Source organism: Akkermansia sp. N21116 (genome assembly GCF_029854705.2).
Lineage (GTDB): Bacteria > Verrucomicrobiota > Verrucomicrobiia > Verrucomicrobiales > Akkermansiaceae > Akkermansia.
This window is the reverse complement of the sequence record NZ_CP139035.1, coordinates 1,773,732-1,797,383: the sequence shown is the minus strand read 5'-3', so window position 1 is coordinate 1,797,383 and position 23,652 is coordinate 1,773,732. Positions and strand designations below refer to the sequence as shown.

Annotated in this window: 18 protein-coding genes; 10 read left to right on the top strand and 8 right to left on the bottom strand. The window is 52.2% G+C overall.

What is annotated here, in order from left to right:
* Positions 1 to 2 precede the first annotated feature (2 nt).
* Positions 3 to 1,244: an NAD(P)-binding protein gene (locus QET93_RS06915; protein ID WP_280132903.1), complete on the bottom strand. Its 1,242-nt coding sequence runs from the start codon at positions 1,242 to 1,244 to the stop codon at positions 3 to 5.
* Positions 1,241 to 1,789: a GtrA family protein gene (locus tag QET93_RS06910; protein ID WP_280132904.1), complete on the bottom strand. Its 549-nt coding sequence runs from the start codon at positions 1,787 to 1,789 to the stop codon at positions 1,241 to 1,243. The genes QET93_RS06915 and QET93_RS06910 overlap by 4 nt, the downstream gene beginning before the upstream one ends.
* 401 nt (positions 1,790 to 2,190) lie before the next feature.
* On the opposite strand from QET93_RS06910, the gene QET93_RS06905 reads away from it, so the two are divergent.
* Positions 2,191 to 3,480 carry an aminotransferase class I/II-fold pyridoxal phosphate-dependent enzyme gene (locus tag QET93_RS06905; protein WP_280132905.1) on the top strand — a complete coding sequence of 430 codons (1,290 nt, stop codon included), beginning with the start codon at positions 2,191 to 2,193 and terminating at the stop codon, positions 3,478 to 3,480.
* A 102-nt stretch (positions 3,481 to 3,582) separates the two neighbouring features.
* On the opposite strand, the gene QET93_RS06900 is transcribed toward QET93_RS06905, so the two are convergent.
* Positions 3,583 to 5,508, bottom strand: a complete 1,926-nt coding sequence (locus QET93_RS06900; RefSeq protein WP_280132906.1) for an alkaline phosphatase family protein — start codon at positions 5,506 to 5,508, stop codon at positions 3,583 to 3,585.
* Between the two features lie 273 nt (positions 5,509 to 5,781).
* Here QET93_RS06900 and QET93_RS06895 point away from each other — a divergent pair, with 273 nt between their 5' ends.
* A complete protein-coding gene (locus QET93_RS06895; RefSeq protein WP_280126479.1) occupies positions 5,782 to 6,033 on the top strand; it encodes a helix-turn-helix transcriptional regulator in 252 nt (83 codons plus the stop codon).
* A gap of 206 nt (positions 6,034 to 6,239) precedes the next feature.
* On the opposite strand, the gene QET93_RS06890 is transcribed toward QET93_RS06895, so the two are convergent.
* Positions 6,240 to 6,746, bottom strand: a complete 507-nt coding sequence (locus QET93_RS06890) for a dihydrofolate reductase (RefSeq protein ID WP_280132907.1) — start codon at positions 6,744 to 6,746, stop codon at positions 6,240 to 6,242.
* Positions 6,747 to 6,764: 18 nt separating this feature from the next.
* A complete protein-coding gene (locus tag QET93_RS06885; protein ID WP_280132908.1) occupies positions 6,765 to 7,586 on the bottom strand; it encodes a thymidylate synthase in 822 nt (273 codons plus the stop codon).
* 105 nt (positions 7,587 to 7,691) lie between these two features.
* Between QET93_RS06885 and cls the strand changes: the two genes are divergently transcribed.
* Positions 7,692 to 9,140, top strand: coding sequence for a cardiolipin synthase (gene cls / locus QET93_RS06880; protein ID WP_280132909.1), 1,449 nt, complete (start codon positions 7,692 to 7,694; stop codon positions 9,138 to 9,140).
* A 19-nt stretch (positions 9,141 to 9,159) separates the two neighbouring features.
* Here the strand turns inward: cls and QET93_RS06875 are convergent, their stop codons facing one another.
* The 3 genes from QET93_RS06875 to QET93_RS06865 all read right to left on the bottom strand — a co-directional run bounded on the left by QET93_RS06875 (position 9,160) and on the right by QET93_RS06865 (position 12,968).
* Positions 9,160 to 9,972: an undecaprenyl-diphosphate phosphatase gene (locus tag QET93_RS06875; protein WP_280126475.1), complete on the bottom strand. Its 813-nt coding sequence runs from the start codon at positions 9,970 to 9,972 to the stop codon at positions 9,160 to 9,162.
* An 82-nt stretch (positions 9,973 to 10,054) separates the two neighbouring features.
* The gene (gene rfbB / locus QET93_RS06870; RefSeq protein ID WP_345786076.1) at positions 10,055 to 11,110 is read right to left on the bottom strand and encodes a dTDP-glucose 4,6-dehydratase; all 1,056 of its coding nucleotides are present in this window, start codon (positions 11,108 to 11,110) and stop codon (positions 10,055 to 10,057) included.
* A gap of 13 nt (positions 11,111 to 11,123) precedes the next feature.
* The gene (locus QET93_RS06865; protein ID WP_322190166.1) at positions 11,124 to 12,968 is read right to left on the bottom strand and encodes a hypothetical protein; all 1,845 of its coding nucleotides are present in this window, start codon (positions 12,966 to 12,968) and stop codon (positions 11,124 to 11,126) included.
* Between the two features lie 215 nt (positions 12,969 to 13,183).
* Between QET93_RS06865 and pyrC the strand changes: the two genes are divergently transcribed.
* The 7 genes from pyrC to QET93_RS06830 all read left to right on the top strand — a co-directional run bounded on the left by pyrC (position 13,184) and on the right by QET93_RS06830 (position 23,623).
* Positions 13,184 to 14,188 (top strand): dihydroorotase, encoded by a 1,005-nt coding sequence (gene pyrC / locus QET93_RS06860; RefSeq protein WP_280132911.1) that lies wholly within the window; start codon positions 13,184 to 13,186, stop codon positions 14,186 to 14,188.
* 181 nt (positions 14,189 to 14,369) lie between these two features.
* Positions 14,370 to 15,437, top strand: a complete 1,068-nt coding sequence (locus QET93_RS06855) for a SurA N-terminal domain-containing protein (protein WP_280132912.1) — start codon at positions 14,370 to 14,372, stop codon at positions 15,435 to 15,437.
* A 173-nt stretch (positions 15,438 to 15,610) separates the two neighbouring features.
* Positions 15,611 to 16,519, top strand: coding sequence for a sugar phosphate nucleotidyltransferase (locus QET93_RS06850; RefSeq protein ID WP_280126472.1), 909 nt, complete (start codon positions 15,611 to 15,613; stop codon positions 16,517 to 16,519).
* A 9-nt stretch (positions 16,520 to 16,528) separates the two neighbouring features.
* Positions 16,529 to 17,620 (top strand): aminoglycoside phosphotransferase family protein, encoded by a 1,092-nt coding sequence (locus tag QET93_RS06845; protein ID WP_280126471.1) that lies wholly within the window; start codon positions 16,529 to 16,531, stop codon positions 17,618 to 17,620.
* Positions 17,621 to 17,715: 95 nt separating this feature from the next.
* Positions 17,716 to 18,642 carry an NAD-dependent epimerase/dehydratase family protein gene (locus QET93_RS06840; protein ID WP_280126470.1) on the top strand — a complete coding sequence of 309 codons (927 nt, stop codon included), beginning with the start codon at positions 17,716 to 17,718 and terminating at the stop codon, positions 18,640 to 18,642.
* Positions 18,643 to 19,087: 445 nt separating this feature from the next.
* On the top strand, positions 19,088 to 20,347 hold the full coding sequence (locus QET93_RS06835; RefSeq protein ID WP_280126469.1) for an efflux RND transporter periplasmic adaptor subunit: 1,260 nt from the start codon (positions 19,088 to 19,090) through the stop codon (positions 20,345 to 20,347).
* A gap of 93 nt (positions 20,348 to 20,440) precedes the next feature.
* Positions 20,441 to 23,623, top strand: coding sequence for an efflux RND transporter permease subunit (locus QET93_RS06830; protein ID WP_280126468.1), 3,183 nt, complete (start codon positions 20,441 to 20,443; stop codon positions 23,621 to 23,623).
* Positions 23,624 to 23,652 lie beyond the last annotated feature (29 nt).

The following is a 23,652-nucleotide window of genomic DNA, read 5'->3' as shown; positions in this document are numbered from 1 at the left end:
ATTCAAGAAAAAATCCGTTTCTTTAAATCAAGAGCAGCGCCCATCACCGCATCCATGTTATAATATTCCCACTCGGCAAATCTCCCCAATAGATAAATGCCTTCCGGTTCCACAACTTCGCGTACCTGTTGAATGACTTCCCTCGTCATACCGTTCTGCATGGGATAGGTATATTCCTCAAAATGATGGGTAATATATTTTGGGCAGAAAGGTATCTTCTTTAAATTTTCCAATATTTCATTTTTCTCCAATACAGATGAAAACTCAATGGTAACCGACATCCTGCCGGGTTGAGAGTTCAGAGGAGAAAAATTTCCGGTACAAATAATGCGGTGGGCTTCATGATCATCAGCAGGCATGTATATCCAACTGTACGGATTGGCATCCACATAACAGAGAACGGACGTTGTCCCGTGATACTCCAGTTTTTGAATTTCTGCATCATTTATCCTTATGCCGCTCTTCTTCAAAAGAGAAGGCAACACTTTGATATTACCGCAAAAAACAACCTTATCAAAGATCTCATCACCAATTACCCATCGGCTCCCATTTTTGACAATCTCGGTAACATCGGTATCGAGAGATAGATCCAATCCTTCTGCAAGCGTATCCGCAATAAATTGAGATCCATTTACTTTAGGATAAAAAAATGAACTATGGACGAAGCTGTTGCTTTCTCCCTGGCGGCTAATATTACTGATGAAAATATCCTCAATTGACGGCGTGGGAAGCTTGCCTTCCATCCATTCCAGAGGAACATTTTTTAAACTCTTTCTCCAAATCTTACGATTATAAGGACCAAAATAAATTCGATAGAGAGTTTCTCCAAACCGACTTTTTAAAAAATCGTCAAAATTACTGACTGCCGCAGGCGGGTTCATTGCAATTTCCAATAGTTCCCGTATGACGGATGCTTGTGTTAATAAGTCCAGCTGATAAACATGGTTTTCCACGGGAGCTCCAATAATACGGGTATCATCAAGAGCAATCGCTACATTCCGATTTGCAGGAATAAAATCAGCTTCTTTGTTGAATAGACTCCAAAACCAGTCCAACACATCCTGACGTTTGGAATTGAATACATGCCCTCCTGTCAAATGATAAAGATTGCCTTCTTCCATGGTACATTTGATCAATCCTCCGGGACGGCTCTGTTTCTCGAAAACCCTGACTTTATTCCCGGATGATAACATGCGGGCTATTGACAATCCGGAGACTCCCGCTCCGATTACAGCAATATTCATACTTCTGAATGTGATAGATGATAATTACGGAAAACAAAGCAACGGCTCATCAGATAGGAGGCAGCAGCGGCAAAAAACATTCCGCTCAATAAAGAAGGGGGATAGGAAGCTCCCCTGCAAAAACGAACTAAAGCATCCGTCCTTTCCACCTGGTTAGTTAAAATATACCAGTCAAAATAAAGAATTAGGATTTGCTGGGCAATCCATGTGGCCAACAGCAACACGATGGCAGCGACAAACTGGCTTATTATAAATCGAAAAACAGATCCTTTAATACTTGTATGAACAGCCTGTATTTTAAAGCTCCACAATCTATTTCCTATATAAGAACACACCCATCCTCCGCTGTAACCCGACAATGTTGGCACCAGAGTCATTCCGAAAATTACATGGTAATACATCCACCATGAAATACACCAATGCACGGAAGAAGAAGCAACACCAACTACAATAAATTTGTAGAGACTTGAATTATTCGCGAGTACATCCTGGATGTTTTTCTTCAAAATGCTCATCTCTAACTTTTCAACAAGAGTAAGTCTCATGTACCTGTCCGAATTACCTCCCGGAATTCAGTTAACACATGACGCGGCAGAACGACCGCCCGCGGGATAGTTATAGCGGATTTATAATCCGCAATAATTACTCATAATTAACTTAATATAAATATAATATAAATAATAATACAAATCAATAAAGAAGCCAATAGGTCACAATTCTTGACAGCAAGTGTTTACCATTGAAGGGTGAAAAAAATGTTGCATACGGATTATAAAATCGTCACAACACCCGGACTATTGGATAGGCATCGGCAAGCGTTCCGCCTTGATCTTGACAATGTTCCCATCCCCTCTAGTATCAGCTCCTACGAACGGCACTGGCTCTGCGCCTTCGCTACGCGAACCGGCCCGCCTCCTCCTCCGAAACACCGAATCATTATACAAACATGAATCAGCCACTCCGTCCAGAAACGCTTTGCGTCCAAGCCGGCTGGACACCTAAAAAAGGTGAATCCCGCGTCCTGCCCATCTACCAGAGCACAACGTTCAAATACGAAACGAGCGAACAGATGGCCAAGCTATTCGACCTCGAAGAAGCCGGATTCTTCTACACCCGCCTCCAAAACCCGACCAACGAGGCAGTCGCCTCCAAAATCGCCCAGCTTGAAGGAGGCATCGCCGCCATTCTCACATCATCGGGCCAAGCCGCCTCATTCTACGCCATCTTCAACATCTGCGAAGCCGGCGACCATGTCGTCAGTACATCCGCCATCTACGGGGGTACCTACAACCTTTTCGCCATCACGCTCAAGAAAATGGGTATTGAAGTCACCTTCGTCGACCAGGACGCCCCTGCCGAGGACATTCTCAAGGCTTTCCGTCCCAACACCAAACTCCTTTTCGGCGAAACCATCTCCAACCCCTCCCTCAACGTCCTCGACATCCGCAAGATGGCCGACATTGCTCACAGTCAGGGCGTACCGCTGATCGTAGACAACACCTTCGCTACGCCGATCAACTGCCGTCCGTTCGACTTCGGAGCCGACATCGTCACCCACTCCACCACCAAATATATGGACGGCCACGCTTCAGCCGTCGGCGGTGCCATCGTCGACAGCGGAAACTTCGACTGGGACGCCCATAAGGACAAATTCCCCGGGCTGACCGAGCCCGACCCCTCCTACCACGGTCTGATCTACACGAACAGCTTCGGCAAAGGAGCCTATATCACCAAGGCCACGGTTCAGCTCATGCGCGACCTCGGCTCCATCCCCGCACCCCAGAATTCATTCCTGCTCAATATCGGACTGGAAACCCTCCACCTCCGCGTCCCACGCCATTGCGAGAATGCACAAAAAGTGGCCGAGTTCCTGGAACAACAACCCGATGTCGCCTGGATCAATTACCCCGGCTTGCCTTCCAGCCCCCTCCATGAACTGAGCCAAAGGCAATTCCGTAACGGTCAATCCTGCGGTGTGGTCACCTTCGGTATCAAGGGAGGCCGTGAACGCGCCATCAAGTTCATCGACAGCTTGAAACTGGCCGCCATCGTCACCCATGTAGCGGATTCCAGAACCTGCGTGCTGCACCCCGCCAGCCATACGCACCGCCAGCTTTCCGACGAGCAATTGCTCGAAGCCGGAGTCAAGCCGGATCTCATCCGCTTCTCCGTCGGAACGGAAGCCGCTGAAGACATCATCGCCGACCTCCAACAGGCTCTGGATGCCATCAAGTAATCGCGGCGCAAACAATTTACGGAATAAAAAACCATGGGATCTATCAGTCCCATGGTTTTTTGTAGGGAGTCCCCTCCTCTCGCGCAAGAGCTCACATCCCGCTTACTTTTTCTCGCGGGCGGCAGGAAGACTCGCAACCGGCAGGTTCTTCCTCCATCCGCTGGCATGCTGGTAATAATTGATCGCCTCCTGGAGCATTTCCTCCGCCTGCGCATCCGCCGGAACAGGTTCTCCGTTCTTATAGTAATGAGCCTCCTTCACCGGCTTGAGGACGATCATCCCGTCCCCCCGGCAGTACCCGATGTTCTGGTAATTGCTGATGAAGTAACGGGAGCGGTAACCGGGCTTGCGGGCGTCCTTGCCGTAGAACGAGGCATCATACGTCCAATTTAGCAGACCGAGCAGAGTCGGCAAGGCATCAATCTGGCTGATCGGCATATCGTAACGTTCGGGCTTGATGAGAGAAGGAGCATAGATAATCAGCGGAATCAGGTGCGTCTCCGGATTCAGATCCTTCTTCCCGGCACTGCCCGCACCATGATCGGCAATAAACAAAAAAACCGTATTGTCAAACCACGGTTTCATCTTTGCCTGCCGGATAAACTCTCCAACCGCATAGTCAGCATACTTCACCGCTCCGTTTCTTCCCGTCTTGGACGGAATATCGATCCTGCCATCGGGATAGGTATACGGACGGTGGTTGGACGTCGTGAAAACGAACTGCAGGAACGGCTTACCGGACGCGGAAGAACGATCCGCCTCCTGAATACAGCGGCGGAACAAATCTTCATCGCACACCCCCCAAACCGTTGAATGGGTAATGTCCTTGTCGTCCATCGTCGTACGATCCAGCACCTCGAATCCATTGTTCCCGAAATAATAATTCATGTTGTCGAAATATCCATAGCCGCCGTAGATCCATTTCCTGTCCTCGTACCCCTTCTGCTGAAAAATCGAACCTACTGTCTGGAGGTTCTCGTTTCCCTCCTTTCTCAGAATGGCCATGCCCGGCAACGGGAGAATGGACGTACTGACCGCCTCCAATCCGCGGACGGAACGCGTCCCCGTCGCATACGTATGCGGGAAGAAAACGCCTTCCGCTCCCAGACGGCTCAAGTTCGGCGTCAGGATCAGGCCGTCCTTCCGGTTCTCCGGCAGGAACTCGGCCCCCATACTCTCCATCACCACAATCACAACATTGGGATGGATCTCCTGCTCCGGATTGTGGATCGTACGGGCAATGCTGCCCGTCTCCGGAGCCAGAAATACCGTCCCGGGTTCATTCAATTCCTTCTGCAGAAATGCAGCTGCCTGACGCTCGTCTGTCGTCGGATAATATTCCTTGTAACTCAGTTCGTTCTTCAGGAATGCGCTAAACAGGCTGTACATCCCGTCCTTGGCCAACTCCGTATTGTACCGGTTTCCGGTCATGTCCGTATCCTTCGTATCGAAAGATACGAAGGATAGTCCGCAGAGCAGCAGCAAACCGATCAGATGAAAGAAACGCTTCCAAAACCCCGGCGCCGGAGAAGAAGGAACCAAAGACTTCCTCATCAGCCACGTCACAAGCGCAACCACCACGACCAGGCCGCTCATAATCGGAATAATCGGATAGGACTGGTAAATATTGCCGATCACCTCCTTCGTATAGATCAAATAGTCGACGGCTATGAAATTGAAGGTCGAGGAAAATTCGTCCCAGAAAAATCCCTCGGCAATTTCTTCAAACAGGCTCAACCCCAGGAAAAAGGCGAAAAACAGACACGTCGCCACCCGGTCGAACTTCCCACCATGCCTCTTCTGCGGCAAAACGAGAAGATAAAGAAAATAAGGAACCATCCAGTACAAAAAAGCAATCACCAGTTCCACAACAAAGACGGCAAACGTCTTGAGCACAGCCCACCCCCCCCAGTCTACGTTACCCGCTTCCAGCAAAGTCGTAATAATAGTTTCCACGACCTCAATCCCCGCGAAGAAAGCGAAAAACGGGAGGACGCGCCTCAGGTAATAGTAATGGTCAAGCCTCATAATAATTGCCAAGCATCATAATAGGTAGTCTTCGGAAAAGGACAATTCCTTTTCCGGTCGTTCCTTTGACACAAGTAAACGGTTAGCCGTTCAAAGAACAAAATTCCCCTCATTCTTCTACTGATCACGATCCCACATCTACTTGTTCCGAATGCCCAATCCCTTTTATCCATCTACTCCTACAAAATGGACATGCGGTTTGTGTAACCGCAACAAGAAACTCATCCGCGAGACAGGCTCTGGATGCGCCTCTGTTGCTAACCCTCTGATACGATGACGCACTATATCAAGCTTGTAGCAACTGACAACGGCGACATAATTCCTCCGGACAAGCTCGTCCGGATGGTTGTGGAAAACGGCAAAGCGCACGGGATTACACTCCAAGAGATCGCCGACCGAATAGAGGTAACGCGAATGACCGTTTTCCAATGGATGAATTCGTACACGCTGCCGTCGATTGCCCAGATCGACACTCTCCGCGCTATCGAAGACGGATTTCAGAAAGTGCCGGTCATTGAATCCTGAGATTGGTAGGAAGCGCGGTTATAAAAACAATATTGTCCATTCAGGGCGTGAATAAAAACAAAAAAATAACCTGCGTTGCCATTTGGCAGCGAACATGTTGAAGGGACTGTCTCACGAAGGATTGAAAAATCCGAATGAGACAGCCCTTCTTTTTTGCATAGAATGCAGTATGGAAAAGAAAACGCTGGAAGAAGACCAGTAAAAACTCAACGGATGTATTTCCACAGTTGGAAACCGGAAAAGGTCTCCATAAGTTCCGCATGAGGGAATTCCCCCTCAAAGTCCGGGAAGAATGTGTCGCCGTCGTATTCCGCAGCAATTCTTGAAATCCAGAGAGTGTCGAGCAGGGGCATGAACAGGGCGTATATCTGGGCTCCGCCGATGATGCACACTTCCCTGTCCATCAAATCCAGATTAAAAACGTCTTCCAGCGCGGAAATGCGCAATACTCCTTCTGCCGACCAGGAGGAATCCCGAGTCAGAACGATATTCTGGCGGTTCGGGAGGGGCTTGCCAAGGGAATCGAACGTTTTGCGCCCCATCACGATGGGATGTCCCGTCGTCAGCCGCTTGAAGACCTTGAGATCCTCCGGCATATGCCACGGCATGCCGCCATTTTTCCCGATAACCCGGGAAGGAGTCATCGCGACAACGGCAGAGAATGTCAAACCGCTCCCGCTTTTCAGGGATTCCATCGTTTCCTGGTTTATCATAGGTTTTCGGGGTAATTGTTAGACGGAAATCGGAGCCTTGATGGCCGGGAAGGGATCGTAGCCGGTCAATTCGAAATCCTCATAGGAAAAACCGTCGATATCCCGGACATCCGGATTGATTTTCATAACGGGAAGAGGCTTGGGCGTCCGCGTCAGCTGAAGGCGAGCCTGTTCCAAGTGGTTGTTGTAGAGGTGCAAGTCTCCGAAGGTATGGACGAATTCCCTGGCTTCATATCCGCACACCTGAGCCACCATCATCAGAAGGAGGGAATAGGATGCGATGTTGAAAGGCACGCCGAGGAACAGGTCGGCACTGCGCTGGTAGAGCTGGAGGGAAAGTCCGTGCTTGGTTTCTCCACGCGCGGCCTGGGCCGGGATCACGCAGAATTGGAACAGGGTATGGCACGGAGGAAGAGCCATCTCGTTCACGAGAGGCACGTTCCACGCACTGACAATGTGGCGGCGGGACCAGGGAGTTTCTTTCAGGGAACGGATCAGATTGGCAATCTGGTCGATTGACCGTCCATCCGGAGCGGGCCAGCTGCGCCACTGGGCGCCGTATACGGGGCCGAGATCGCCGTTTTCGTCTGCCCACTCGTCCCAAATCGTCACTCCGTTGTCGTGAAGATATTTGATGTTTGTACTTCCCTGGAGGAACCAAAGAAGTTCGTGGATGATGGAACGGAGATGCAACTTTTTGGTTGTCAAGCACGGGAAGCCGTCTCGAAGGTCGAACCTGGTCTGACGTCCGAAAACGCCGATCGTACCTGTACCGGTCCGGTCTTCACGACCGACGCCGTTTTCCAGGACATCGTTTAATAATTGCAAATACTGCCGCATGACGAAAAGGTTCTTTATTTTTTGGTAAGCAGATGATATGGAATCCCATCGAGAAAGGCAATCAGATTGCTTGCCTCTCTTCCTCTCTCGAGACCCATCAGAAGCATGTTCAGTTATCCGGCGAGTCACCCACTCTTCTTCGTTTTCATCATCCTGCACATTGCAGGCATCGTGCTTGCATTCCCTGCCCTGCTCTATACCCGGACACCCCAGGGTAGTATTGCGTGGGTCATCTCTCTCGTGTTCTTTCCCTATGTTGCCGTACCGCTGTACCTGATTCTCGGGCCGAGGCGGTTTGAAGGCTACATTGAAATGAGGCGTACAAGCCAGAAAAACAACGATGTTCTCAATCTTTTATCCGACGACATCAGCAATCAGCTCAAAGAATATCTGAAATCCGAACAGGGAAAACACAGTGGTTTTTTCAGAATGCTGACTCACTTGTCCAATCTCTACATCTGCCGGGGAAACTCCTGCAAACTCCTCATTGATGCCCAATCCGCCTATCCCGATATTTACGATGCCATTCGGAACGCAAAGGACTATATCCTCGTCGAATTCTACATCATCAAAAGTGACCTCGTCGGAGACATCCTCCGAAAACTTCTCATCGAACGCGCCCGGGAAGGCGTCCGTGTCTATGTCATTTACGATGAAATAGGCTCCCACAAACTTCCGCCCGGCTACATTTCCAGTATGAGACGGGCAGGTATCCGCATCCAGCCCTTCAACGGCAAACGCTTCTTCCTGCGCAACATTGTGCGCGTCAACTTCCGCAACCACCGCAAAATTGTGGTCGTGGACGGTAAAATCGGTTTCGTTGGAGGGATGAACATAGGCCTGGAATACATTGGTCAGAGCAACCTCGGCTACTGGCGCGATACATTTCTGGGTTTGTCCGGTCCAGCCGTGATCCAGGCTCAGCTCACATTCCTGGAGGACTGGCTCTGGGCAACTAACGGCAATATTCCCGAGCTTTCCTGGGTCATCTACCCACAGCCCCAGGACATGTCCGTCCTGATGCTTCCGTCCGGACCAGCCGACCGGGTGCCGACATGGAGGACGACCGTTATCGCCCTGGCCAATGCCGCCCGCCGGAGGCTCTGGATCGCTACTCCGTATTTCGTGCCCGATGAAGCGACCTTTGCCTCGCTTCAAGCAGCCGCTCTGCGCGGCGTAGACGTCAGGATTCTCAAGCCGGAAAAAGCGGATCACCCGATGGTGAAACTCTCATCCATGACATACCTTCCGGAAACCGTTCCGTTCGGTATCCGCATTTACCACTACACCAAGGGGTTCATGCACCAGAAGGTCATTCTGGTCGACGACGATCTTGCCACAGTCGGCACGGCCAATCTGGACAACAGATCACTGACACTCAACTTTGAAATCACAGCCATCGTCCATGATCCAGAATTCGCCGGAAATGTCCATCAAATGCTGAAAAAGGATTTTGACGATTCCCAATTAGTCGACCCGAAAGATTACGCTTCCAAGCCTCTTCTCTACAAGATCATCTGCAATTTCTTCCGCCTCCTGGCCCCCATCCAGTAAGGCATGCCCGCAAGAAACATTAGTACAACAATACGGCGAAGATAACGATCCCGATGGCAATGCGGTACCAGCCGAACACGGCAAAACTGTGTTTCTGCAGGTAGGTCACCATCCACTTAACGGCAAGAACGGCAGAAATCCACGAGGCCAGAGTCCCTGCAACCAGAGGTGCCCAACCAAAGTGTTCCAACATCACTTGCCCGTGCTTCATAGCGTCATAGCAAGTTGCCGCCCCCAGAGTTACCAACCCGAGAAGGAAGCTGAACTCGACGGCTGCCGACAGAGAAAGCCCGACAAACATGCCACCCAACATCGTCATCAAGCTACGGCTCGTGCCCGGCCACATGGCAACGCATTGTAAAATACCAATAATAAAAGCCTTACGAGGAGTTAGCTCTTCCAAAGAAAGTCCCGTGTTTTCATAACCATGCCTGTTCCGCCAGCGGACGTAAACCAAGATTCCGGCGCCACCGACAACCCAGGCGGCAATGACAGGCTTGATCCCAAAAAGAACGGATTTGATGGTATCGTCAAAAATCAACCCGATGACGACAGCGGGAATAAAAGCGACCATTATATTGATCAGCATTTTCAAGCCGGCGGGGTTTTTCCCGAAAAGCCCCTGCACCATCGCTCGGACACGCGGGTAGTAAAGGCCCAAGACGGCCAGGATCGCCCCCCCCTGAATACAAACGGCAAAGGCATCATCGGCTTCCCCGTTTTGAATTCCCAGCAGAGCCTGGGTTACCAGCAGGTGGCCGGTCGAACTGACAGGCAAATATTCGGTTAATCCTTCTACGATCCCGAGTATAATAGAATCAAAAACGGTCATGACGCGCCAGTCCTACTGGAATCGCGTCCACGGGTCAATATCGCAGAACGCCAAACTGCATTTTAGAGGATTTCCCGGTAAATTATCGCCTTCCGAGACGTTCTCCGGCATACTTCCCGGAACGAATAGGCTCCCACCATGCCGGATTATCTAAATACCACTGTACAGTCCTCCCGATACCTTCTTCAAACATAACTTCGGGACGCCAGCCGGTCTCCCGGTACAACTTCGAGAAATCAACGGCATAGCGGAAGTCATGCCCCGGCCGGTCATCAACAAAGGAAATTAATTCCGCATAAGACGCGCCCTCCCCTCGGGGGCGTAGACGGTCAAGCACGGCACAGACCTGGCGGACAATCTCCAGATTCGTTTTTTCGCAATTCCCTCCGATGTTATAAGATTCGCCCGGTCTGCCCTGTTTGAGAACCGTCAACAAAGCACGAACATGGTCATCGACAAATAACCAGTCACGGACATTGGAACCGTCTCCGTACACGGGAAGGGGTTTGCCCTCCAAGGCATTGATCAACACCAGAGGAATCAACTTCTCCGGGAACTGGCAGGGACCGTAATTATTCGAACAATTCGTCAATAGGACAGGAAGGCCGTACGTATGCCACCAAGCCTTGACCAGATGGTCTCCGGCTGCTTTGCTGGCCGAATAGGGGGAACGGGGATCGTAAGCCGTCGTCTCGGAAAAAGCAGTTCCCCCGTGCCCGAGGCTGCCAAAAACCTCATCCGTCGAAACGTGCAGGAAACGGAAGCGCTCCGCCTCATCCTCCGGCAACTTGCTCCAGTAGGAACGAACGGCCTCCAGCAGGGTGAAAACACCCATGACGTTCGTCTCCATGAATGGCCGGGCACCGTCGATCGAACGATCCACATGAGACTCCGCCGCAAGATTGAGGACGGCATGAGGCCGGAAATCCCCCAGCACGCGATCCACGGCCTCACGATCCGCAATATCGGCCTGCATAAATGAGTAGCGCGAAGAACGATCCGCTTCCTGCAAGGAAGCGAGATTGCCGGCATAAGTCAGCTTGTCCAGGTTCAAGACCTCGTGCGGCGTATCCCGGACGATCATCCTGACAAGGGCGGAACCGATAAATCCGGCCCCCCCCGTGACAAGAATACGCAAAATCGGCGGTGTTTCATTCATGATGCGGGACAATAGCTGGGAGGCGTTCTTTCAGACGACGGACAGCCGCAAGCACGGCATCCGCCTCCAAAAGGGACAAATTGCCGTCGGAACGCACGACTTCGTGGAAATCTCCATACGGTTCATACCGGCGGTCACCACCGCCATCGGCCAGAGTTACAGACGGAATACCCGCATGGGAGGCCATGGCAGGAAACAGGCCATCTACAGCAATCACGCAGGATGCCTTCTGCATCGCTGCAACCAGGATGCCCGGATTCCCCGTCGTTACGGGAATATCAATCTCGGCAGCCAGGGTTCGTGCATTCCCGTCATCCACATCCAAGGCCACAAGACGGCATTGACTATCAAGCCCGGCAACAAGACGTTTCCATAAATCGACAGGCCATTCCTCTCCCGAGACTCTATTGGAAAACGGAGCCAGGAGGATTTCCCCTTTGCCCTTGCGATAGCCTTCATGAAGAGAGGGAAACAGAGACGGATCCTGGTTCGGGATAGAGTGGGCTTCTGCAAGAGCCATATAATCCAGAATGCGGGGACGATCCGGTTCTTTCTGGTCGCGATACGGTGATTTGACGCGGAATTTGACTTTGCCGATGCTGGGATGGTTGTCAAAACCGGAAAAAGTCAGAGGCATAAAGGGAAGCAGTCCCTTTACCGTTTCTTCACTGCCATCCAGCAGGAAAGCCATGTCGTAGGGACCATCGTCGTACAATTCCGGTTCATCCAGCCGGGCCGCCAGTTCCCGGGCATCCCGAAAAGCTACGACCTTGTCCGGCAAATGCAATTCCTGCCAGAAGGTTTCCTGCTCCGGCCGGCACAACGCAATCATCTGGATATCGCACCGGGCTGCTTTCAGGGCACGCATCAGGGGCACGGAAAGGATGGCTTCCTCCAGACTTTCCGGACAGGCAAACAGGATACGGAAAGGAATGAGATCCATGCCTTCCAGCAAACGGTTCGTCTTCTCGTCGGATGATACAAAGGCATCCAGAACTTTCCAGCGATGGTGCATCCAGAAACCGTCTAACGGAGACTTGCGCAGGATTTCTTCCATCTTGCGATTCACGGCAATCGTAATCCCGGCAATAGAACTATCCACGGATTCCGGGTCAATCGGTTCCCCCATGTCAGCAACCCAATACCCCGGACGCTCCGTGTAAACGCCAACGGCAATCAGGGCCGCCTTCGTCCGCTTGTACATCAACGCCGGCAAATAGGTCGTCCCCGCCACTTTGCGAAAGTAAGGAACGAACACTCCTTCCTGGACAAACTGATCGCTCAAAACTCCCAGAGAACCAAGTTCCTTGAGAAATTTCAAAGGAGCCTTGATGCCGCTCTCCTTGGAAAACATACATGTTCCCCGCTCCGTGCGGCGTTTATAGAGGTATTCCTCCATCAAGGGATTATCCATCTGCCGATACATGGAACCGAAGTGCTCCACCTCCTTGAAAAACGTCCGTATCCTGGCAAGAATTTCCCAATTGCCCGAGTGGGGGATGCAGCAGACCGTACCCCGGCCCTCCCGGAGCCCCGCCGTAAAAACGTCATGGTTTTCGATACGAACGCACTTTTCCAATTGTGCCTCCGACAAGGTAGCCGTCTTCGCGGAACCAATCAGATTGGCAACCGTCCTCTTGAAATTTTCCTTCACGAGAGTATTCAATTCCTTCCCGCGCAACCGGGTATCCATCACAATGCGGAGATTCCGCGCCACAATCCGCCTCCTGCCGGGGAAAATACAATAGACTATAAAACCGACCGTACGTCCGGCTTTACACAAAACGTACATGGGAACCAGAGAGAGGCATTTCTCGAAAACATGGAAAAAAAACATCCCAAGATGTTGAGAGAATGTATTCTTCGGGGTCTTGGGCGTCACCTGTTCTTCCGTAGTCATAGCGCAAATTCAAATTACGGAAATTCATGGACGAACTCAATGCTTTTCAGGAATTCACCACATATCCGGCACCCGGGACTCAAGAAAAGGCGGAGCTCCGGCGATTTTTCTCCGGGATTGCCAAAAAAAACATGTTGCGCTAAGGTATCGTCATGGAAATAACGCTGGATTCCCCCTTGGACATGCACCTGCATCTGCGCGACAGCCAAATGCTAAAACTGGTAGCCCCTCTAAGCGCCCAATCTTTCGCGGGAGCAGTCGTCATGCCCAACCTTGTACCGCCTGTCAACTCCGCAGCATCCCTGCATGCTTACAGAAACCGCGTTGAAGAAGCAACCAAGGGGGAAATCTTCCAGCCATATATGACGTTGTTTTTCCAGTCCTATACGGAGCAGGAACTGGCCAGTCTCAGGCCGGACATTTTCGGGATCAAACTCTACCCCGCCGGAGCTACGACGAACAGCGAAGGAGGAGTCAAAGCCATCCATGACGCAGAAGGCACTATGAAAATCATGGAAGAAATGGGCATCCCCCTGCTCGTCCATGGAGAAAGCCACGGCTTCGTCATGGATCGCGAAGAGGAATTCCTGCATGTTTACCGCCATTTGGCAACGGCATTTCCCAAACTTACCATCTGTATGGAGCACATCACCACGGCTTCCGCCGTTCAACTGCTCGACGAATTCGAAAACCTTTGCGCAACCGTTACCCTCCAACACCTTATCATTACTCTGGACGACGTAGCCGGCGGCATGTTGCGCCCCCACCTTTTCTGCAAACCAATCGCCAAACGACCAGAAGACCGCGACGCCCTCTTGCAAGCGGCCCTGGCAGCCCATCCCAAGCTCATGTTCGGCAGCGACTCGGCACCGCATCCCATCCATGCCAAGGAAGCATGCGGGTGTGCGGCGGGCGTATTCACCGCCCCCATCGCCCTGCCCGTCCTGGCCGATCTCTTTGAACGCCACGGAGCTCTGGAGAAACTTCAGGACTTTGTATCCGGCAACGCATGCCGCCTCCATCATTTGACCCCTCCCGTCAAACACATCACTCTCGCCAAAAAAGACATGACCGTCCCCGACGTCTACGAAGGATATGGCAAAAACGTCGTTCCCATGAAAGCGGGAGAAACCATCTCATGGTCTATCCGGTCATAACGTACCGGACCGGATAAGGTTCGCTCCTGAAGGGCTGTAATTCTGCAACGGGTTTACCGGACAAAGGCCCGTCAAAACGCCTTTTCTCCAAGCTCCGTTGCCATAACATTACCCAGATTTATGTTGTCTCACGATCCTTCATGGATAATATCGCCGTAACAAACGGCTTTCTGATTATATTATGCAGCTCCCTTTCCGCTTCATCATCCTGTCCTGTATCGGACTGCTCGCCCCGGCTACCGGATTTTCACAATCCCTTGCTCCGATGCTTCCCGGAGGACTTCAACCCTCCTCCGCCATGAAACCGGAAGCTCCCAGAGCCAAGCCCGCACGGGTCGTCAATAGAATCGCCGCAACCGTCAACGGGCGTCCCATCACGTCCAGTGAAGTCAGCTTCCGCCTAATGCCCATCGGAGCCCAACTTGCGACCCAATATCCAAGACAGGGAGCCGAATTCAACAGGCAGCTCGCCGCCGCTAAAAAGGCAATCATCAACGATCTGATTGATCGAGAACTCGTCCTGAGCGAATTCGACTCCAAAGGAGCCCAACTCAAAGATTCCTATGTTGACCAGGAAATCTCGCGCATAATTCGTGAAAATTTCAACGGCAACCGCGATCGTTTCCTTGAAAGCCTCCGCCTCTCCAACATGACTATACGCAACTTTCGCGAAGTCACCAAGCGCAACATGGTCGTCATGGCCATGCGCGCTTCCAAATACGACCAGGACATTCCGCCTACACCCGACGAAATCAACCGTGAATACCAGGAAACCAAAATGAAGTTCCGAGATATCACGAAGGACCACATCCAGTTCAAAAAGATCTTTATCCCCATGCTCGGAGACGAGCATGACTCTACTCCCGACGTCCAGCTCAAGCTGGCCGAACTCGTTGCCCAGGAAATCAGATCCGGCAAATCCTCCTTCGAAGAGATGGCTAAAACCTATTCCAAGGACGGCATGGCGGAAAACGGAGGGGTATGGCCAATGAAAGAGCGTTCGGAACTATCCCCGGAATTTGCGGCCATTATTTTTGACACTCCCGAGAACCAGCTCGTCGGCCCCCTCATCGAACCTACCGGATTCACAATCGCCGTTCCCCTGAAAAAGAATCTGGCTCCTGCCCCGCCTCTCTCGAAAATCAAGGACGAAATCGATGCTCAAGTCCGCAGCAAGCGCAGCAATGAACGCTACAAGCAGTGGATTGAGCGTTTACGCAACAAAGCCATCATCAAAACTTACATCTAAAAAGACAGGCAATTCCGCCAGCCGCCCCCGGTTCCCTCCAAGGACCGGGGGCTTTTTCTTTCTCCTTCCGGATACGGTTTCTTCCCTTGATTCCTCGCCGTACATTCAAAGAGGCGAACGTTTCTTTATGACTTGCATAATTCGCAGGAGAGAGTCATAATCCTCCCCGTATTATGAAACCTACACTCCTTGTTCTTGCAGCCGGGATGGGCAGCCGTTACGGTGGCCTCAAGCAGCTTGACCCCATGGGCCCCAACGGTGAAGTCGTCCTTGATTACTCCGTTTATGACGCCATCCGCGCCGGTTTCGGCAAAGTCGTCTTTGTGATTCGCCGTGACTTTGAAGAGGCTTTCAAGGAAAAAGTCGGCAGCCGCTTCGCTTCCAAAATCGAAGTGGATTACGCTTTCCAATCCCTTGACGACCTTCCCGAAGGATTCTCCGTTCCCGAAGGACGTGAAAAGCCCTGGGGCACGGCTCACGCTCTCCGCGCTGCCCGCAATGTCGTCAAAGAACCGTTTGCCGTCATCAATGCGGACGACTTCTACGGCACCGACGCTTTCATGCAGGCAGCCACATTCCTCAACACCATTCAAGACGAACCCGGCAAAGCCCACTACGGTATGATCGGCTATCCCCTGAAAAATACCCTTTCCGACAACGGCGATGTCAATCGCGGTATCTGCACCATCAACAACGGCCTCCTCGCCGGCGTTGAAGAATTCGTCAAAATTCTGACAGAAGAAGACGGAGTCACCCGAGGCGAAAACCTTGAAGGCAAGCGCCTCCCGGTTGATCCCGAAGAACTCGTCTCCATGAATTTCTGGCTCTTTGGCCCGTCCTTCATCGAACTGACGGAAGCCCACTTTGTCGACTTCCTCACCAAACGCGGTACGGAACTCAAGAGCGAATGCTACATTCCAACCGTTATGGACGCCTTAATCAAAGCCGACCGGGCCGACTGCAAAGTTCTTGCCACCACATCCAACTGGTTCGGTGTCACCTATCCCCAAGACAAGCCCACTGTCGTTGCCGGCATCCGGGCTCTCATCGATCAAGGGGTTTATCCGGAAAAGCTCGCTTAATTCCAAGCCATGCACGATTTGAAAGCAACAGCCGCCCTGTTCGACCTCCGAGGAGACTTCGTCCACGGACACCCCTACGGAAGCGGTCACATCAACGATACCTACTGCATCTGGGTAGACCAGGCAGGCCAGCGCATCCGATACATCCTCCAGCGTCTCAACCAAAACGTATTCAAGCAACCCGTACCGCTGATGGAAAACGTCAAGCGAGTCACGGATCATGCTCTCTCCCAGCTGAAGGAAAGCAATTGTGCCGAAGCCTACCGCCGTACCCTTACCCTGATTCCCGCCATTGACGGAAAGCCTTACGCAATTGATGCGGAAGGCAATTGCTGGCGTGTCTACCCGTTCATCGAACGAGCCCGTACCTACGACCAGATCGAAACTACCCAACAGTGCTACGAAGCAGCCAAGGCCTTCGGTGAATTCCAAAAGCTCACCGCCAACCTTCCCGGCGATCCCCTGTTTGAAACCATTCCGAACTTCCACAACACGACCAATCGCTTCCAGGCCCTTCAGGAAGCTATCAAGGCTGATCCTCTCGGACGCGTTCAGGAAGTGAAAAAGGAAATCGAATGGTTCATGGCACGCGAAGCAGACTGCCATCGCGTCGTCAACTACCTGGCTTCCGGAGAACTGCCCGTCCGCTGTACGCATAACGACACCAAGCTCAACAACGTTATGCTTGACGATGTCACGGGAGAAGGCATCTGTGTTATCGACCTCGATACCACCATGCCCGGTTCCGCCATCTACGACTTCGGCGACATGATCCGCACGGCGACGTCCCCCGCGGCCGAAGATGAAAAGGACATATCCAAGGTCACCATGCGCATGTTCATGTTCGAAGCCTTGCTGCAGGGTTATTTATCCTCAGCAACCTTCCTGACCCCGCTTGAAAAAGAACTGCTGCCCTTCTCCGGCAAACTCCTGACAATGGAATGCGGTATCCGGTTCCTCACGGACTACCTCTCCGGAGACGTGTACTTCAAGATCAAGCGCCCGGAACACAATCTGGACCGGTGCCGCACCCAGATCGCGCTCGTTGAATCCATCGAAAAACAGATGGATGAAATGAATGCCCTGGTCGCCAAATACTAAACCACCTCATTTATACCGCAGGGGGTGGGCACCGGTTTGCGGAAGCCCGCCCCCTTTTTTAGATATTCACTCCAACCACCACTCACCATCCATCCATGAAAATCCTCGTTACAGGCGGCGCCGGGTTCATCGGCTCCCATATCGTCGAACACTATCAGGACAAAGCTGACGAAATCCGCGTCCTCGACAACCTCCGCACCGGCTATCTCAAAAACCTCGACGGCCTCAAGCACACTTTCATCGAAGGCTCCATTTGCGATCGCGACATCGTTCGCAAAGCCGTCGAAGGTGTCGATTACATTTTCCACATGGCAGCTCTCGTCTCCGTCCCGGAATCTATGAGCAAGATCGAAGAAACCATCGACATCAACTGCCGCGGTCTTCTCAACGTTCTCGAAGAAGCCTCTGCCGCAGGAGTCAAAAAGATTGTTCTCGCCTCCTCTGCCGCTATCTACGGTGACAACCCCACCGTACCCAAAATCGAAACCATGTATCCGGAGCCCAAGAGTCCGTACGCCATCACCAAGCTTGACGGCGAATACTACCTCGCCATGTTCCGCTCCATCGGCAAGATCAACACCGCATCCGTCCGGTTCTTCAACGTATTCGGCCCCCGTCAAGATCCCAAGGGAGCCTATGCCGCCGCCGTGCCGATCTTCATCGAAAAAGCCTTGAAAAACGAAGACATTACGGTTTATGGAGACGGGGAGCAAACCCGCGACTTCATCTACGTCAAGGACATCGTCGGCGCCCTTACCTTTGCTGCCGAACATCCCGAAGTAACCGGAACATTCAATGCCGGGTACGGAGGTCAGATCACAATCGAAGACCTTGCCCAAAAGATTATCAAGGAAGCCGATTCCTCCTCCAAAGTCCTCCATGCACCGGAACGCGCCGGCGACGTCAAACACTCCCGCGCCTGTGCCGACAAACTCCGCGCTGCCGGCTGGAAGCCCCGGCATTCTCTGGAAGAAGGCCTGGCCGCCACGCTTGCCTATTTCCGCAGTATCCTTGGCAAATAATCTTTCCAATCCGGTCATCGAACCGTATTGACGCATCTGTTCAGCCGCCCTTTTCTCTACGAAGGGTGGCTTTTTTTGTATGACTTTGCACCCGCATCGGCACCTTGACTTGCTCACATCGGCTTCTATCATCCAACTATGACCTGCCAAATGTACCATTTGTCAGCAATGTATTCTCCGAATATCCCTTTCCACATGATCTCTTCCGGATATTCGGGCAATTTCCTATCCCGTAAGCCTGTGAAAAAAATCCAGGCAATGTACCTGCCAGTAAAAATTCACATCCTCCAACAATTGATTAACATACAGAAACCATTCTATTTCATTAACAAAGATAGCTATGCTATTTTGCATCACGAATAAGGTGTTGACTCGCAAGAAAAAAAGCAGAAAATCCTCGTCTCCGGGCGCATCACGGATGTACAAAATTAACCATTCTCTCACCATGAACAAAAATCTGATTCACTCCTGCACAACGGTCTTAGCCGTTTTTTCCGTTCTGGGTGCCCTGACCTCCTGCGATGAGGCCACCAACAAGCAACAATCTTCCGCCGCCATCCCTCCCCCTGACGTCCAGGTCACTGAATTGATCCACCGGGATGTTCCCATCACGGCGGAATGGATAGGTTCTCTCCGAGGTACGGAAGATGCTGAAATCCGCCCGCGCGTCAGTGGTTACCTCCTGAGCAAGGATTATAAAGACGGAGCCTATGTCAAAAAGGGAGAAATCTTGTTCCGTATTGACCCTCGCCCATTCCAAGCCGCTCTCGACCAGGCTCGCGGTCAGCTGGCACAGGCTCGCGCCAACGCTGAAAAATTCAGTTTGGACGTCAAACGCTACACTCCCCTCGTCGAATCCGGTTCCGTCAGCCGCAAACAGCTTGACGACGCCGTCCAGTCCTTGAAACAGGCCGAAGCATCTATCAAAACCTCCGAGGCTTCCGTTGCCGATGCGGAAATCAACCTCAAGTTCACGACGATTGATGCCCCCATCTCCGGGCTTGCCGGACTTGCCCAGCCATCTATCGGAGACCTTCTTTCTCCCACATCGTCCGAGGCCCTGACCACCATTTCCTCCATTGATCCGATCCGAGTAGACTACTCCATCAGTGAAAATCAACTTCTCGACGCGTTCGAAAAAAACGGCATTGATCCCGAAAAGGAAAAATTCCAAGTCATTCTCGCAAACGGCAAACCCTATTCCGAACTGGGCACTCCTGTAGCCGTTGACCGCAACGTAAGCCGCCAAACCGGCACCATTAATATTGTCGGCCAGATTCCCAACCCGAAGCACGAACTTCGTCCCGGCATGTTCGTACGTATCAGAGCTGTTGTCAAAGTCATTAAAAACGCTACACTCGTCCCTCCGCGCTCCATCATGAAAGTGCAAAGCATGAGCTTTATTCTCGGCATAGGCAAGGACAACATCCCGTTCATCTTCCCCGTCAAACCGGGACCGGTCGTTGATCACCTTCAAGTCGTCGAACCGCTCAAGGGAGAATTCCCGCCCAAAATGTCTGTTGTTGTCGAAGGGGTTCTCCAAGCGGCATCGCGCCAGGGCAAAGCCCCCGTCAACCCAGTTCCCTACGTTTTCCAGGAATCCCAGCCCATCATCAATTCCAAGGCCGTCTCCGACTTCGACGACAAGGGCAAATTAAAAACGCCTGGACAACAACCCGTCTCCGGTAATAAGGAAACCAAATAACCGGCCTTTTCTCCTTAGCAGCTTGTACCCGTTCAGCCTCTCAACCTGACGCAAGCTTCAGAAATATTCCACATCTCTACCTGCATGTAACACATGTCCAAGTTCTTCATCAAACACCCCATTATCGCCATGGTGATCTCTATCATCATGGTGATCATCGGTTCCCTCTCCATGATGTCACTGCCCATTGAGCAGTATCCGAACATCGTCCCCCCTAACATCAGTCTTCAAGCAACCTACCCGGGAGCCGATGCCCAGACTGTCACGGACTCCGTTGCGACACCCATTGAAATGCAAATGTCCGGTGTAGACAACATGGAATACATGCAGTCCACCAATTCCAATAACGGCATTTGCAAAATGTCCATTGTTTTCAAGGTCGGCACCGACCCGAACATGGACCAGACGCTCACCTACATGCGTTACGCCCAATCCACTGCCCAGCTTCCCGGTGAAGTTTCGCAGATGGGCGTCACTCTCACCAAGTCGGCCTCCGCCCCGTTATGCCTGGTGTCCCTCTATTCTCCAGACAACTCGCTCGACTCCGTGTTCCTTTCCAACTACGCCTACGTCAGCCTTGTCGACCCGATCAAGCGTCTGCCCGGCGTCGGCGATGTTCAGGTCTTTGGCGCCGGTCGTTATGCCATGCGTATCTGGCTGGACACCAAGCACATGTCCTCGCTCAACATTTCTATTGATGAAATTAAGGCAGCCATCGCCGCCCAGAATACCGTCAATCCCAGTGGCCAGGTAGGAGCCGAACCCGCAGCCCCCGGACAAGACTTTACCTATACGATCCGCACGGCCGGCCGCTTGTCTACTGTTGAAGAATTCGGCGATATCGTCATCCGTGCCGTCGACGGCAAATTCGTCTACCTCAAGGATGTCGCCCGCATCGAACTGGGATCGCAGACCTACGCCGTCAATGCCCGCTACAACGGCTCTCCTACAGGGGCTATTGCTATTTACCAGACCCCCGGTTCCAACGCAATCGACACCGTTGACGCCATCAACAAAATGATGAAGGATTATTCCCGCAGTTTCCCGTCGGGACTTTCCTACAAAATGACGATGGATACGACGCAGGCAGTCCGTTCTTCCATCGAAGAAATCGAACACACACTCGTCGAAGCACTCTTGCTCGTTGTCTTCGTCGTCTTTATCTTCTTGCAAGGCTGGCGCGCTACATTGATTCCCGCCATTGCCGTACCTGTCTCCATCATCGGTACCTTCGCCGTCTTCCCCCTACTCGGTTTCACTCTGAATACCATCTGCCTCATGGGGATGGTACTGGCCATCGGCCTCGTCGTTGACGATGCCATCGTCGTCGTCGAAGCCGTCGAAGCCCACATGGAGCGAGGTCTCACGCCGCGCCAGGCAGCCTTTGCCGCCATGGAAGAAGTATCCGGTCCCGTCATTGCCATCGCTCTGGTTCTGGCCGCCGTGTTCCTGCCCTCTCTGTTGCTTCCAGGCATCACGGGAACTCTGTTCCAGCAGTTTGCCGTTACCATCGCCATCTCGATGCTCATTTCGGCATTCAATGCCCTCACACTATCTCCGGCGCTTTCAGCCATCCTTCTGAAATCGAAGAATGAAACGCACAGCCTGCTCACGCCCTTCTACAACGTTTTCAACGCATCTTACGAAGCAACGGCACGCGGTTATACCGGGATCTGCCGCTTCCTGACGCGCAGGCTCTATATCTCCATCCCCTTGCTGGCGATCATTTCTTTCATGATCATCCCCGTCGCCAACAAAATTCCCGGAGGTTTCCTCCCGGAAGAAGACCAGGGCTATCTCTTCTGCGGTGTCCAGCTACCCGATGCCTCCTCCATGCAGCGTACGCGCGACGCCATTTCCGACATGGAAAAAATCATCCTCGACAACAACTGCGTCGATGCAGTGGTAAGCGTCATCGGTTTCAACATGATCACCGGAGTGCAAAGTACCAACTGCGGATTCTTCTTCGTCACTCTCAAGCCCTGGTCCGAACGCACCGCTCCGGGACAAAGTGCCAAAGATCTTACGGCACACTTCAACGTAGCATTCGGTCAAAAGGTAACGCAAGGCATGGCCTATTGTTTTGCCCCACCGGCTATTCCTGGCGTAGGTTCCTCCGGTGGTGTGACTTTTGTTCTGCAAGACCGTGCCGGTAACGGTATCCAATATCTGGATGAACAATCCAAGGTATTCACTGCCGAGGCCGCCAAGAGACCGGAAATCGCCAGCATACGCTCTACCCTGATGCCGGCTGTTCCACAAATCCGTGTCAAACTGGACGTGGACAAATGCTATTCCCAGGGAGTTAACGTCAAGGAAGCCAATAGTATCCTCCAGGCCTACATGGGTTCCCTGTTCATTAACTATATTACCTTGTATGGTCAGCAGTGGCAGGTGTATATCCAGGCACAGGCGGATGACCGTTCGGACATCAACCAGTTGGACAATTTCTACATCCGCAACAAGGATGGCGAAGCCGTCCCCATGTCCTCTCTTATTTCCAAGGAAAACATCACAGGTCCCGAATTCGTCTTCCGGTTCAATCTGTACAATTCCGCCCAGTTCCAGGTATCCGCTCAAAAGGGATATTCCTCAGCTCAGGCCATGGACGCCTTGGAAGAAGTCTTTCACCAATACATGCCCAACGACATGGGCTATGACTACAGCGGCATGAGTTTCCAGGAAAACCAAGTTCGCACCGGTATCACCATCACGGAAATCTTCCTCCTTTCATCGGTCTTCGTGTTCCTCATCCTGGCCGCTTTGTATGAACGCTGGTCACTTCCTCTGAGTATCTTCATGACCGTCCCGATCGCAGCCCTGGGAGCCTTCCTCGGTCTTTACATTTTCAAGTTTGAGCTGAACCTGTATGCCCAGATCGGCCTGATCATGCTCATCGGCCTCGCAGCCAAGAATGCTATTCTGATCGTCGAATTTGCCGTCATTGAGATTGAACGCGGCAAAGACCTCATCGAAGCCACGCTCTCCGCCGCCAGAATTCGTCTGCGCCCGATTCTCATGACCTCATTCGCCTTCATCCTCGGTTGCGTACCGCTGGCTCTGGCCTCCGGTTCCGGCGCCTATTCCCGCAATGTCATCGGCATCGTCGTCATCGCGGGAATGACGATGGCCACCTTTGTCGGCGTCTTCCTGATTCCATGCAGCTTCTACTTCATCATGCGCCTCTTCCGCGTCAAGATTGCCGCCAAGCACGATGGAGAAGACCCTGATGAAACGATCGCCATGAAATACCTGCAAGAAGGACATCCCCACTAAACTCTGGCTGTCCCCTCCCCGACAATACC